The following is a 12,913-nucleotide window of genomic DNA, read 5'->3' on the forward strand; positions in this document are numbered from 1 at the left end:
GCGGCGGTAGTTGTTCGGCCGTTTGTTGTGTGGCCGCTGCGCCAGCGGGTAGGCGGTGTGGCCGCTGTTGCGCGACCGCTTGGGCAGTGGGCCCGGTTGACTGTTCGATGGTCGTTTGGGCGCGGTGCCGCGATGCCGGAGTGTCGTCGAGGTGATGGGCGGGCTGTTCGTGGGGGCATCTAGTCCTGCCGATACGGTTGCGCGATTAGGGATCACACGCATCGGTTTTCTCGGCCGAGAATGTCGGTGGTCGGGTGTTGTCTTGGAGCATGAAGTTCGACGAACTGACTGGTCAGCTGGAGGATTCGCTATCCGGCGACAGTCACCTGCTGCACGTCGCGCTCGACCCTGCCGTCGCGGAGTCCGAGCACGGCGACGCGCTCCTCGACGACCTGCAACTCGTGCAACGCGACGAAGCCCGGCTCGCCGCGAACCGCTTCCGGAGGGTTGACGAGTTCCGTCGGCACCGCGAGCTGAGCCCCGCGGCGGCGCGCGACCGGTCCGGGATGTTCGGCCGTGCGCTCCGGGCGGAGATCGCTGCGGCGCTGTCGCTGCCCGAGCGGACCGCCGAAACTCTCATGGCGAGGGCCCGCGCTCTCGTCGATGACTTGCCGACCACGCTGGCGCGGCTCGGCGAGGGCCGGTTCTCCGAGCGGCACGCGGTCATCATCGCCGACGAGTCGATGACCCTCGATGCCGCGGAGCGGGCGGAGTTCGAGACCCAGGTGTTGCCGTTGGCGGAGCGGATGCGTGCGGGGCTGTTCGAGAAGAAAGCCCGGCAGATTCGCGAGCTCGTGCACGGTGCCGACCTTGCGGAGAGGCACGAGAGCGCCCGCGAGCGGCGCGAGGTGATCGTCGAACCCGGGCGAGATGGGATGGGGTGGCTCTCGGCGCACCTACCCAACGAGGCGCTGTTCGCGATCGACAACCGCATCACCGCCGCCGGGCGGTCGTTGCAGGTCGGCGGCGAGGATCGCACGCTCACGCAGTTGAAGGCCGACGTTCTCATCGATGCGCTCACCGACGAGGGAGCACTACTGCCGGCAGGGGATGGCGAGACGGGGCTGCGGGTGCCGACGGGGCTGCGGGTGCCGACGGTGCTGCGCGGCATCCGCTCGGAGGTGTCGATCGTGGTTCCCGCGCTCACAGTCATGGGCAAGGCAGCCACTCCGGGGATGCTCGAGGGTGTCGCACCGATCGATCCCGAGACGGCACGGGAACTCGCGGCGACGGCGACGGGGTTCACGCGCATTCTGACCCACCCTGAGACCGGGGCGGTGCTGTCGTTCGGCAAAGACCGTTACGCGGTCCCACCCGAACTGAAACGCTATCTCCGCTATCGGGACGAGACCTGTCGGTTCATCGGATGCTCCCGGCGAGCCCGATTCTGCGACATCGATCACACGATCCCGTGGAACGGTGACGGCCACACCACCCACGACAACCTCGCCCATCTCTGTCGGGGTCATCACAAGACGAAGGATGCGGGGTGGGGTGTCACGCAAGCGCGTGATGGGTCGGGCACCCTGACGTGGACGAGCCCGATGGGCAGGCAATACGACACCGCGGCGACGCATCCGTTCGGCGGTCGAGCCTCGCCGCAGCCAGCGACTCCCTAGACACCGGTCGCAGCGATCCGGCCGAGGCTGCGGCGCCTGAGCGGCGACCCTGCACAACCCGACTTCACTCGCCGCACCACGTCCGCACCGGAGAACGATCTCGCGCCGGCACCCGCCCGCGAACCGTCTCCATTCGGGGGTGCAGCAGCACCTCTCGCCATCACCCGTCCACGAACCGCCTCTGCTCAGGGGCGCAGCAGCACCTTGCCCGCACGCCCGGGGGCGAAGTTCGCGGCGCTCGCGGCGCGGGCCTCGTCGAAGCTGTAGGTGGCTTCGACGGGGAGGGTGAGGGAGCCTTCGCTCACGCGGGTCACGAGCTCGCCGAGGAGAGCGCCGCGCTTGTCAGCGCTCATCGACCCCATGACCGTGCTGCCCCAGAAACCGGTGACGGTCACGTTGTTGAAGATGACCGTGCCCGACGAGATCCGCATCGTGGGGGAGTCCATGGCGCCGAACACCACGAGGGTGCCGTTGTTCGCGAGCAGTGAGGCGATGTCACCGGATGCTTCGCCCCCGACCGAGTCGACGGCGGTCGTGATCGGGGCGCCCGCGGTGATGTCGGCCACGCGGTCGCGCCATCCGTCTTGATCCGTGGCGACGATGTTGCCGATGCCTTGCGCACTCAGCTCGGCGACGCCCGCCTCGCGGCGCACGAGCCCGACGACGTTGAGGCCGCGCGCGGCGGCGAGCTGCGCCACGAGACGGCCGACCGCACCGTTGGCGGCGTTCTGCACCAGCCAGTCGCCGGGAGCGAGGTCGATGGTGTCGAGCAGGCTGAGGGCGCTGAACGGCATCGACACGAGCTGGGAGGCGACCTCGTCGGTGATGCCGTCGGGCACGGGGATGAGGGTCGCGGCTTTCGCGGTGAAGAACTCCGCCCAGACACCGAACGTGCCACCGGTGGCGACACGCTGGCCGACCTGGAGCGAGGTGACCCCGTCGCCGAGAGCGTCGACGACGCCGACCGCTTCGGTGCCCGCCCGCGCGGGGAGCTCCGGCTTGAAACCGTAGGTGCCGCGGATCGTCCACAGGTCGTGGTTGTGGATGGGGCTCAGCACGGTGCGCACGCGCACTTCGCCCTCCCCGGGCTCCGGGGTGTCGACCGTTTCGACGGTCAGAACGTCTTCGGGCTCACCGAACTGGTGGTGGATGACAGCGCGCATGGGGTTACCGGCTTTCGTTTCGGGGGTGGAATTTCAGAGTGGGCTTCGAGGGAGTGGCGATCAGAGCGCGATCAGAGCGCGAGCTGGTCGAGGGCTACCGCGATGATCGTCGCGGTGACCGCGAGCAGCGGAAACAGCCCCTGGCGAATCGCCGCAGACCGCTTGTCGGCGAAGAAGACGAACAGCACGGTCGCGGCGGCGAGCATCGACCCGGTGCCGACGAGCACGAGGGCGGGGCCGACGGGAGACCCGCTCACCGCAGTGACGACGATGCCGATCGCGGTGACGACCGCGAGAAAGAGGTTGTAGAAGCCCTGATTGAAGGCGAGTGCCCTGGTCGTCTCGATTTCGGCCGCGGTCGCGGGCCCGAAGGTCTTTCTCGCGGCGCGGCCCGACCACGCGAGCGACTCCATCCAGAAGATGTAGACGTGCAGGGCGGCGGCGAGACCGGCGAGCACGAGCGACACGATGACCATGCCATCCTCCTCATTCTGAACTGATCGTTTCACTATATACTGAAACGGTCAGTTCACAAACGGATGAAGGCGGGCACGGCATGGGTCGATCGCGACTGTTCGACGAGACCGAGGTCGTGCGCTCGGCGCGGCAGGTGTTCTGGGAGCTCGGCTACGAGGCCACCGCGGTGCCCGACCTCGAGGCCGCCACGGGCCTCAACCGCTCGAGCATCTACCACCACTTCGACAGCAAGCGCGGGCTCTTCGACGCCGCGGTCGAGTCCTATCTCGACGACATGATCCGCCCGCGGCTCGCCCCCCTCCTGCTGGCCGAGGTCGCGCCATCCGCTCTCGACACCTACCTCCGGGGTCTCCGCCGAGCGCTGGTCGACGAGCCCACCGCCCTCTCGCAGAACGGATGCCTGCTGCTCAACGCCACAGGGTCGGCACTCGGTCACGAGGCGGGCCTGCAAACGGTGATCTCGCGCTATCTCGCCGACCTGCGTGCGGCGGTCGATGCCGGGGTCGCTGCGGCGCGCCCGGAACTCGAGGCGGCGGAACGCGAACTGCGGGTGACGACGTGCACCGGGCTCGTGTTCGCGGCGATGGCGATCGTGCGGGTCGACCGGGAGGCTGCGGGCGGGATGATCGACGCGGCGCGTGCGGCTGTCAGGGCCGGTGCCGGTGCCGGCCCTGCTACCGCTGCCCAGCTCCGCAGCTAGATGCGCCGAGCCCGCCCCCGCAACTCGCGGTGCATTCCCTCGAACGCCTCCGTGCGGGCGAAGAACACCTTCGGCACCTTCACGACCACGCTGTAGTTGGTGTCGACGACGTTGGCGATCGGCGCCTCGGTGATCTGGCTGAGCAGCTGGTAGGCGTCCATCTCGTGGAGGTCGAACATCTCCGACATCCAACGGATCATCTCCAGCTGGGCGATGCGCCAAGAGTCCTCCATCGGGCGTGACGAGCCGACGACCATCCAGTGCTCGTCGGTCTCGAGCCGTGGCCACAGCGGCCCGCCGCCCTTGATGAGCTCAACGATGATGACCGAATCCATTGCGCCCTCGACCGCGGTGCCGCACGCCTCACCCTCGCCCTGCCGGTAGTGGCCGTCGCCGATCGACAGCAACGCCCCCTCGACGTTGACGCCGAGGTAGGCGGTCGTGCCCGCCCTCATCTCGGGGGTGTCCATGTTGCCGCCGAAGCGCTCGGGCACGAGCGAGGACCGCACCTCGCTGCCCGCGGGGGCGACGCCGACCGTGCCGAGCATGGGTGCGAGAGGGAGCGCGACCTCGAAATCACCGAAGCGTGACTGGAACCCGACGGTGCCGGCATCCGTGTCGACCTCATAGATCCAGGTGGCTTCGGGTAGCGCGGGCTGCAGAAAGGCGGTGCGATCGGTGCTCGTCATGCCACCGAAGAACGGGATGGTCGCGGATGCACCCCAGCTTCGTGCCGGTGTGAGGCTCACGATGTGCACCGCGAGGGTGTCACCCGGTTCGGCGCCGACGATGTAGAAGGGCCCCGTCTGAGGGTTGAGGTAGCGCACGTCGAGGTTCGCGCTCGGAAGGTCGTCGACGGAGCGGAGCGCGTGGTTGTAGGCATCCTCAGACCAGAGGCCGAGCGCGGTGCCGGGCTGAACCCGCATCACCGGCTCGGCGCCGCCGAACGTGTAGACGTATTGCGACCGCTCGGGGGTGAACTCGATGAGCTCCATCAGAACTGCATGCCGCGGGTGAGGGCACCGTCGACCAGGAGGTTGGTTCCGCTCGTGCGACTCGATCGTGGGCTCGACAGGAAGACCACACTGTCGGCGACCTCGCGCGGGGTTCCCATGCGTCCGGTCGGGTTGAGGCCCATCGCCATCGAGTAGAGAGCGGGGTCGCCGGTCTCGATGCCCGCCCACACGCCGCCAGGCTCGTAGGTGTTTCCGGGCGAGACGACGTTGGCGCGCACGCCCTTCTCCGCGAGCTGGAGGGCGAGACCGGAGATGTAGCCGATGATCGCCGACTTGGTGGTGCCGTAGGGTCCCGACGCGAAATCGGCTTCGCGACCGGAGACGCTCGAGATCGCGACGATCGACGGCGCCAGGCTGTTCTCGAGGTAGGGCAGCGACGCCTTCACGAGGTTGACGGTGCCCATGAGGTCGACCTCGAACGATTCGACCCAGTTCTCGGTGGTGTCGGGAATCGCGAGGGCGCTCACGTTGGCCACGACCATGTCGATACCGCCGAGGCTCACGGCGGTGTCGTCGACCCACGCGGTGAGGGCTTCGGCGTCGCGCACATTGAGCACCGAGCCGACCACCGTCGGTGCGGCATCGGCGTAGAGAGCCTGCACGGCCGCGACCTCGTCTGTGTCGCGCGCGCAGAACGCCACATTGGCGCCCTCCGCCACGAAGGCATCGACGATCGCGCGCCCGATGCCCTTCGTTCCGCCGGTGACGAGAGCTGTTTTGCCTGTGAGATCGAGGTCCATGACCAGATCATGCCAGCGTTGTGTTGCCGGGATGTTTAGTGTGCCGGGGTGTTCGGTGCGGAGGACAGCGTCACGGTCGACCCGCGCACCACGAGCTCGTGCGGCATGAGGTGGGTGGAGAAGCCGGCCGCGGGGCGCCCGTGCTCGATGCGGCGCACGAGCAACTCGACTGTCAGGTGCGCGATCGACTGGCGTCCGGCGGAGACCGTGGTGAGTGGCGGCTGGGCGAAGCGGCCGTCTTCGGTGTCGTCGACGCCGATCACGGCCACGTCGTCGGGCACGGTGAGTCCGCGTCGCTGCAGCTCCCACTGGGCGCCGAGGGCCAGCGCGTCGTTGAACCCGAACACCGCGTCGAAGGCGACACCGCGGTCGAGCAGGCCGGAGATCGCCTCGGCGCCCTCCTGCCGGTGCCACTCGGTGACGGGCAGCGCGAGCTCGGGGTCGACGGCGAGGCCCGCCTCGGTGAGAGCCTGCTCAGCCCCGAGCCGTCTCAAGGCCGACCCTCGCGGTAGCGGCGAGTCGTTGACGCCGAGCAGAACGACGCGTTTGCGCCCCAGCGCAGTGAGGTGCGTCACGGCGGTTCGCGCGACCTCGAGGTCGGCGATGAGCACGTGGTCGCCGAGACCCTCGACGAGGCGCTCGCCGATGACGACGAGCGGAAAAGCCTCGTCGATGTGTCGAGCGTCGTCGGGCCCGAGCGCCACCGGGCCGTAGATGGCTCCGTCGACCACTTGACCCGCGATGCCGGTGACCGCGGCGAGCTCACGGTCGCGGCGACCCCGGGTGGTTTCGACGATCACGGTGAGGCCGCGCTCGTCTGCGGCATCGATGATCTCTTGAGCGAGCTGGGCGAAATACGAGTGGTCGAGCTCGGGCAGCACGAGCGCGATCATCCGCGTTCGACCGGAGCGCAACGCCCGCGCCGACCGGTTGATGCGGTAGTCGAGCTCGGCCACTGCGGCCTCGATGCGCGCACGGGTGTCTGGCCGCATGTACTGGTAACCGTTGAAGAAGTTCGACACCGTCTTCACCGACACGCCAGCACGCGCGGCCACATCGGTCATCGTCGCGGCCATGGCGTCTTTCGTGTCACACCAGCCACTGTGACACAGCACCGGGACCTCCGGAGCCGCCGCCCCGGGCCGCCTAGCCCGAATCAGCCCTTCGCAAGGCGCACGGCGTTCCACGACACGGGCGCGCGCACGGGTCGGGTGATTCTGTGGATGCGGGGGTCATTTGACCGCTCCACTGATGAGGCCCGCGACGTAGTACTTCTGCAGCAGGAGGTAGATGACGATGCACGGCACGACGGTGACGGCGACACCGGCTTGCATGAGCCCCCAGTCGACGGCGTTGTTCTGCCCCGCCGACAGGATGCTCAAGCTCACGGGCAAGGTGTACTTCGACTGATCGTTGATGAGGATGAGGGTGGCGAAGAAGTCGTTCCACGCCGCGAAGAAGGTGAGAAGTGCCGTCGACACGAGCCCGGGCACCGCGAGTGGCAGCATGATGCGGCGCGCGGCCTGGAGGGGGGTGTTGCCGTCGAGCAGTGCGGCATCTTCGAGGGTGAGCGGGATCGCGGCGAAGGAGTTGCGCATGAGGAATATGCCGAAGGGCAGGTTGAATGTCGCGAGCACGAGCGCGAGGCCGAAAAGGCTGTCGTGGAGCCCGACCTGGATGAGTGTCAGGAACAGCGGTGTGATGATCGCCTGGAACGGGATCATGAAGGTCACGAGCACCACGAAGAACACGATGTTGCTCCCCGGAAACGGGAGGCGCGCGAACGCGTAGCCCGCGAGCGTCGACACGAAAACGGTGACGGCAGTCACGGTGAGCGAGACGAAGATGCTGTTGCCGAGGCCCGTCAGCAAACTGATGCCCGCTGTGGGCGATGCGAGCCCGGCGAAGTTCGACAGGCTCAGACTGCCGTCAGGCCCCGTGAGCGCCGTGACGACGAGCACCGCGAGAGGGTAGAGCACGAGCACGGCGAGAGCGGTGCAGATGATCGCCCACGCGGCGCGAGGCATCGAGCTGCGCACTTCGGCGATGCGACCCTGTCGACGTCGCGTCGCGGGTGCAGCGGGTGGGGTGCCGACAGTGGCGGTTGTGGACGGAGCGGTAGCAGTGGTCATGAGTGATCCGAGTTTCTGAGCAGCAACAGTTGCGCGGCGCTCACTAGGCCGAGGATGAGCATGAGGAGGAGGGACAGCGCGGCGCCGTAACCGAGGTCGAGCTGGATGAACGACGAGCGGAAGATCTGGTAGACCGCCGTGATCGTGCTGTTGTCGGGCCCGCCGGCCGTGAGGATGTAGAACTGGTCGAACGCGAGCAGCGACCCCGCGACCGAGAACACGAGCACGAGGGCGAGCGTGGGGCGCAGCAGCGGCAGGGTGATGTGCACGAAACGCTGCCACCCTGTGGCGCCGTCGACGGCGGCGGCCTCGTTGACTTCGCCGGGGATCGACTGGAATCCCGACAGCAGGAGGAGCATCTGCAGGCCAGCCGTCTTCCACGTCACCATGAGCAAGATCACCAGGAACGCACCCGAGGTCTCGCCGAACAGGTTCGTGGTGACGTCGAGCACGCCGATGCTCGCGAGCAGGTTCGTGGTCGGCCCGATGACGGGCTGCCACATGAACAGGAACAGGTAGCTCGCACTCGCGAGCCCGATGACGACCGGCAGGAAGTAGATCGTCTGGAAGATGCGAGCTGCCCGGGTTCGCCGCTGAACGAGGGAGGCGAGGGCCAGCCCGACGATCAGCAGAACGGGGGTGAGGATGAGCGTGTAGACGAGCGTGAACCCGACAGCGCCGAGGAACGCGGAGTCACCGAAGGCGGTGACGTAGTTGTCGAGACCGATGAAGGCCCGGTTGCCGAGCAACGGCCACGTGAACGTCGATATGACGACCGTGCGGATGAGCGGGTAGATGAAGAAGGTCGCGAGCAACAGCAGCGCCGGCAGCACGAGGAGAACGCCGGTGATGCGGCGGTTGCGCTGGACCGAGCCGGCGCGGCGCCGCACCCGACCGGTCGGGTTGTGCAGGGAGGTGGTGGCCCTGGTGATCACGGGGGCGGTCATCGGTTCAGCTCCTCGTCGTCGTACACGACCTCGTCGAGTATCGATTGGGCCGACACCTGCGCCTCGCGCTGCGCGGCATCGATGTCGCCGTCGAACACCGCGCGCGAGATCATGGTCGCCCAGACGCCGTTGTTGTCGTTGAATATCTCGTTCTCGACCGGGCTGTACGGAACCTGACCGACCGCGAGAGCGTCGGCGAACACCTGTCGTCGCGGGTCGCCCGGGATGTAGATCGAGTCGAGAAGGTCGAGTCGGATGGGAAGCACCGACTGGTCGGCGAGGATCGTCTGCGCCTCGACATCGGTGGCCCACTGCAAGAAGTCCCACGCGCCGTCGGGGTTCTCCGACCCGGCCATGATCGACAGGTTGTCTCCGCCGGCGAACGAGGCCGACCCGCCGTCTTTGCCCGGCAGGGGCGCGACGCCGAAGTCGATCTGGTCTTCGGCGGCCAGTGTGCCGAGGAACGACGTGCCATCCCCACGCATGCCGACCACTCCTTCGAGAAAGGCCGTCGCCGCGTTCGGGCCGTTGTCGGTGCGCACGAGCGACGGCATCGTGTCGGCCTCCCACAGGTCGCGGTAGAGCTCGAGGGCATCGGTGACCTCCGGCGAGTCGAGTTCGGCATCGCGGCCGTCGTCAGAGAGCACGCTGCCGTCACTCGCCCAGATGAGCGGAGTGAAACTGAAGATGTTGCAGCCTCCGCACGCTCCCGAGAAGGCGAAGCCGTAGTTCGAACCGCCGAGCTCACGAATCGCCGTCGCCGCCTCGAGTATCTCGGCGTGCGTCGACGGCGGGTCTTCGGGATCGAGACCCGCCTCGGCGAAGAGGGTCTTGTTGTAGAACAGCACACTCGCGTCGCCGGTGAACGGCACGCCGTAGACGCGGTCGTCGAACTGCGCTTGCGCGACGTGTGCCGGGCTGAGGTCGTCGGCGTAGGGCAGAGCCTCGACGCGGTCGGTGATGTCGACCATCGCCCCGGCTTGCGAGAAGTAGGGGGTGAAGACGAGGTCGAGCGAAGCCATGTCTGGCGGATTGCCTCCCGCGACCGCGGTCGCGAGCTTCTGCACGAAGGTGGGTGTGGGCACGAGAGTGATCTCGACCTGCGTCTCGTTGTTCGCGTTGTATGCCTCGGCGAGCGGCTCGACGAGCTCGCGCTGGTAGTCACGGATCCAGAGCGTGACGGTGTCGCCGTCTGAGGAGTTCGCCGGAGAACACCCCGACAGTGTCAGTGCGGTGGCCGCGATCGTCGTGAGAGCGAGGGCCTTGATAGTGGTTCGCGTCATTGCGTGCCTTTCTCAGGGAAGAGGGGAGTCGGTCAGCTGGTGGGCAGCCACACCCGCATGCCGCCCTCGGAGCGGTTGCCCCAGCGGTGGTACGGGATGGCGATGAGGTCGAACTCTGTCGGATCGACGAGGCTGTCGACGTCGAGCGACGTGCTGTAGAGCGGAACCCCCGCGCCGGGGCGTTGTCGCGCGCTCGCGATGCTGATCCGGGTGCCCAGCACCGGGTCGGGCTCGGCCACGGTGACGGTCGGATGCTCGGGGACCACGACCTCCTCGGGCGTCACACCCTCGGGCAGGTCGGCCTGTTCGATCGCGAAGAGGATCGGGCCGCGGGTGACGGCGATCGTGCCTCGGGACGCGTCGACGAACGGGTGTGGTCGTCGAACCACCGGCTCGAGGGGGAGGCTCAACCGGATCGAGGAGATGGGGGCGTCGCGTGCCTCGATCACGAGGTATCCGTCGCGAACGAGCGGTGAGACATCCCGACCGTCGACGGTCACGGTGATGTCGCCTGCGGTGTCGGTCGCCCAACCGGGCTGGCGCAGCAGAACCGAACCGCCGTCGAAGGGCGCATCGAAGTCGATCGTCACGGTGCCGTGCGACGGATAGTCGGTGCTCACAGTCGCGGTCGTGGCTGCCCCACCCACCTCGCCGAGCGCGATCGTGCCCGCGGTGAAGAGGTGGATCTGCAGGTCGTGTTCGCTCGTCGTCGCCACGTAGTCGTGCAGCGAACTCACGAGCCTCGCCAGGTTCGGCGGGCAGCACGCGCACCGGAACCAGGGCTGACGACGTGCCGGCGCGTTCTCGCCGCCGCCGGAAGCCGCGGTTCGCAACTGTAACGGGTTGGCGTAGGTGAACGAGCAACCGTCGGTGGCCGTCGAGACGGCGATCGCGTTGAAGAGCCCGCGCTCCATCTCGTCGGCGAACCGGGACTGACCGGTGAGGAGGAGCATGCGCCAGTTCCACTGGAAGTTCGCGATCGCGGCGCACGTCTCGCTGTAGCTGCGGTCGGGCGGCAGCTCGTAGGCGTCCCCGAACGCCTCGTCGCGGTGGCGGGAGCCCGTGCCGCCCGAGATGTACATCTTGTGCTCGTGCACGCTCGACCAGATGCGTTCGAGGGCCGCCTCGAGGTCGGCGTCTCCCGTCTCGGTGACGACGTCGGCGGCGCCGGCAGCGAGGTAGAGCTGCCGCACCGCGTGGCCGGTCGCCTCGGTCACCGAACGGATCGGCTCGTGCTCCTGGAAGTAGGGGTACCCCAGCGGGTCGGGGCCCACGAGCTGGTGGCCGCGGAGGTCGATGAAACGCCTCGCCAAGGTGAGCCAGCGCTCGTCTCCGGTCACGCGGTAGGTCTCGACGAGAGCCGTCTCGATCTCGGCGTGCCCGTCGACGCCGCGCTCACCCTCGGGGCCGTAACGCTCGTCGACGAGGGCGGCGAAGCGCAACCCGATGTCGAGAAGATCGCGACGGCCCGTCGTGCGAGCCCACGCGACGCCCGCCTGCAGGAGGTGTCCGAGGCAGTAGAGCTCGTGGCCCCAGCGCAGCTCGCCGGGGGCGAGCTCGAGGTCGGCTTTGTCGACCTGGTAGTGCGAGTTCAGGTAGCCGTCGGGCTGTTGTGCGCGGGTGAGGAGGTCGATCGTGCTTTCGACGAACGGCATGAGCTCGGTCACATCCGATCGCCCCGCCTCCCAGCCGATCGCCTCGAGGGTTTTGTAGACGTCAGAGTCGGCGAACTGGAAGCCGACGAACTCGCCGTCGTGCTCGCCGGTGACGCGACGGATGTTGTTGAGTGCTTGCGAGACCTCGAGCTGGTCGATCGCGTGGGGAATGGTGCCGACGCGATTGGTGCGCTGCCAGTCGGAGAGAAACCCGTTCGTGAGACTCACCGCGCTGTGGCCCAGGGGACGGAACACGGTCGAGTCGCGACGGGTCGGCGACACGGGGCCGTCGGTCGCCATGGGTGTGTTGGCGTCGGTGTTGGTGTTGGTGTTGGTGTTGGTGCCGGTGTTGGTGCCGGTGCCGGTGCCGGCGGCGGGCCGGGCCGCGTGATCGGCCGTGGGTGCAAAGGTCATCGTCGTCCTCCTCGAGCCCCTCGTCGGGCCGCGTGTGCATCGTTGTACTACGAGTATCTACATCGATGTACTAAATCGTCAATAGGCGGATTTTGTCGATGCGGCGCGGTCGTCGGATCTGTGCGACCGCGTCGATCATGGCTCTTCGGCGCGATTGTGAGCTCAGCCGTGGGGTTAGCGGGGCTGGTGCGCACCGCGAGATCGAGGCTGATAACGGTTGTACAACGAGGGCGGATCGGTGCCACGTGCGGTGCCGTCAGCGGGACGTCGAATGTCGGTGGTGCGGTGTTGTCTCAGAGCATGAAGTTCGAGGAACTGACTGGTCAGCGGGAGGATTCACCCTCCGACGACGGTCACCTGCTGCACGTCGAACTCGACCCTGCCATCGCGGAGATCGAGCACGGCGACGCGCTCCTCGACGACCTGCAACTCGTGCAACGCGACGAGGCGAGGCTGGCCGCGAATCGTTTCGTGCGGGTTGACGAGTTCCGCCGCCACAGAGAGCGGAGCTCGGCTGCGGCGCGAGATCGGTTCGGGATGTTCGCCCGGGCCCTGCGCGCGGAGATCGCTGCGGCGCTGTTGCTGCCCGAGCGGACCGCCGAAACTCTCATGGCGAGGGCCCGCGCTCTCGTCGATGATCTGCCGACCACGCTGGCGCGGCTCGGCGAGGGCCGGTTCTCCGAGCGGCACGCGGTCATCATCGCCGACGAGTCGATGACCCTCGATGCCGCGGAGCGGGCGGAGTTCGAGACCCAGGTGTTGCCGTT

The 12,913-nt window shown here is 67.8% G+C and carries 11 protein-coding genes and 1 pseudogene; 3 read left to right on the plus strand and 9 right to left on the minus strand.

Annotated features, from left to right (window positions below; all coding sequences use genetic code 11):
- Positions 1-269 precede the first annotated feature (269 nt).
- Positions 270-1,619 carry a DUF222 domain-containing protein gene (locus tag ACLHIH_RS14080; protein ID WP_411317473.1) on the plus strand — a complete coding sequence of 450 codons (1,350 nt, stop codon included), beginning with the start codon at positions 270-272 and terminating at the stop codon, positions 1,617-1,619.
- A 185-nt stretch (positions 1,620-1,804) separates the two neighbouring features.
- Here ACLHIH_RS14080 and ACLHIH_RS14085 read toward each other — a convergent pair whose 3' ends face one another.
- Positions 1,805-2,782: a zinc-binding dehydrogenase gene (locus ACLHIH_RS14085; RefSeq protein WP_411317474.1), complete on the minus strand. Its 978-nt coding sequence runs from the start codon at positions 2,780-2,782 to the stop codon at positions 1,805-1,807.
- A 71-nt stretch (positions 2,783-2,853) separates the two neighbouring features.
- Entirely contained in the window at positions 2,854-3,258 is a 405-nt protein-coding gene (locus ACLHIH_RS14090) for a DUF1304 domain-containing protein (RefSeq protein ID WP_411317475.1), read from the minus strand.
- A gap of 80 nt (positions 3,259-3,338) precedes the next feature.
- Between ACLHIH_RS14090 and ACLHIH_RS14095 the strand changes: the two genes are divergently transcribed.
- A complete protein-coding gene (locus tag ACLHIH_RS14095) occupies positions 3,339-3,959 on the plus strand; it encodes a TetR/AcrR family transcriptional regulator (RefSeq protein ID WP_411317476.1) in 621 nt (206 codons plus the stop codon).
- On the opposite strand, the gene ACLHIH_RS14100 is transcribed toward ACLHIH_RS14095, so the two are convergent.
- The 7 genes from ACLHIH_RS14100 to ACLHIH_RS14130 form a co-directional block, all read right to left on the minus strand.
- Positions 3,956-4,954: an acetamidase/formamidase family protein gene (locus ACLHIH_RS14100; protein WP_411317477.1), complete on the minus strand. Its 999-nt coding sequence runs from the start codon at positions 4,952-4,954 to the stop codon at positions 3,956-3,958. The genes ACLHIH_RS14095 and ACLHIH_RS14100 overlap by 4 nt on opposite strands.
- Complete coding sequence (locus ACLHIH_RS14105; protein WP_411317478.1) at positions 4,954-5,715, minus strand: SDR family NAD(P)-dependent oxidoreductase; 762 nt, start codon at positions 5,713-5,715, stop codon at positions 4,954-4,956. Before ACLHIH_RS14105 ends, ACLHIH_RS14100 begins: the two co-directional genes overlap by 1 nt.
- Before the next feature lie 35 nt (positions 5,716-5,750).
- Positions 5,751-6,791, minus strand: a complete 1,041-nt coding sequence (locus tag ACLHIH_RS14110) for a LacI family DNA-binding transcriptional regulator (protein ID WP_411317479.1) — start codon at positions 6,789-6,791, stop codon at positions 5,751-5,753.
- 156 nt (positions 6,792-6,947) lie between these two features.
- Entirely contained in the window at positions 6,948-7,847 is a 900-nt protein-coding gene (locus ACLHIH_RS14115; protein ID WP_411317480.1) for a carbohydrate ABC transporter permease, read from the minus strand.
- Positions 7,844-8,794 (minus strand): carbohydrate ABC transporter permease, encoded by a 951-nt coding sequence (locus tag ACLHIH_RS14120; protein WP_411317481.1) that lies wholly within the window; start codon positions 8,792-8,794, stop codon positions 7,844-7,846. The genes ACLHIH_RS14115 and ACLHIH_RS14120 overlap by 4 nt, the downstream gene beginning before the upstream one ends.
- Positions 8,791-10,077 (minus strand): ABC transporter substrate-binding protein, encoded by a 1,287-nt coding sequence (locus ACLHIH_RS14125; RefSeq protein WP_411317482.1) that lies wholly within the window; start codon positions 10,075-10,077, stop codon positions 8,791-8,793. The genes ACLHIH_RS14120 and ACLHIH_RS14125 overlap by 4 nt, the downstream gene beginning before the upstream one ends.
- Positions 10,078-10,109: 32 nt before the next feature.
- Positions 10,110-12,146 (minus strand): glycoside hydrolase family 127 protein, encoded by a 2,037-nt coding sequence (locus ACLHIH_RS14130; protein ID WP_411317483.1) that lies wholly within the window; start codon positions 12,144-12,146, stop codon positions 10,110-10,112.
- Positions 12,147-12,302: 156 nt separating this feature from the next.
- Between ACLHIH_RS14130 and ACLHIH_RS14135 the strand changes: the two are divergent.
- Positions 12,303-12,913, plus strand: a pseudogene (locus ACLHIH_RS14135) (hypothetical protein); the annotation flags it as partial.

The sequence above is a fragment of the Marisediminicola sp. LYQ134 genome, assembly GCF_046599635.1.
Classification (GTDB): domain Bacteria; phylum Actinomycetota; class Actinomycetes; order Actinomycetales; family Microbacteriaceae; genus Marisediminicola.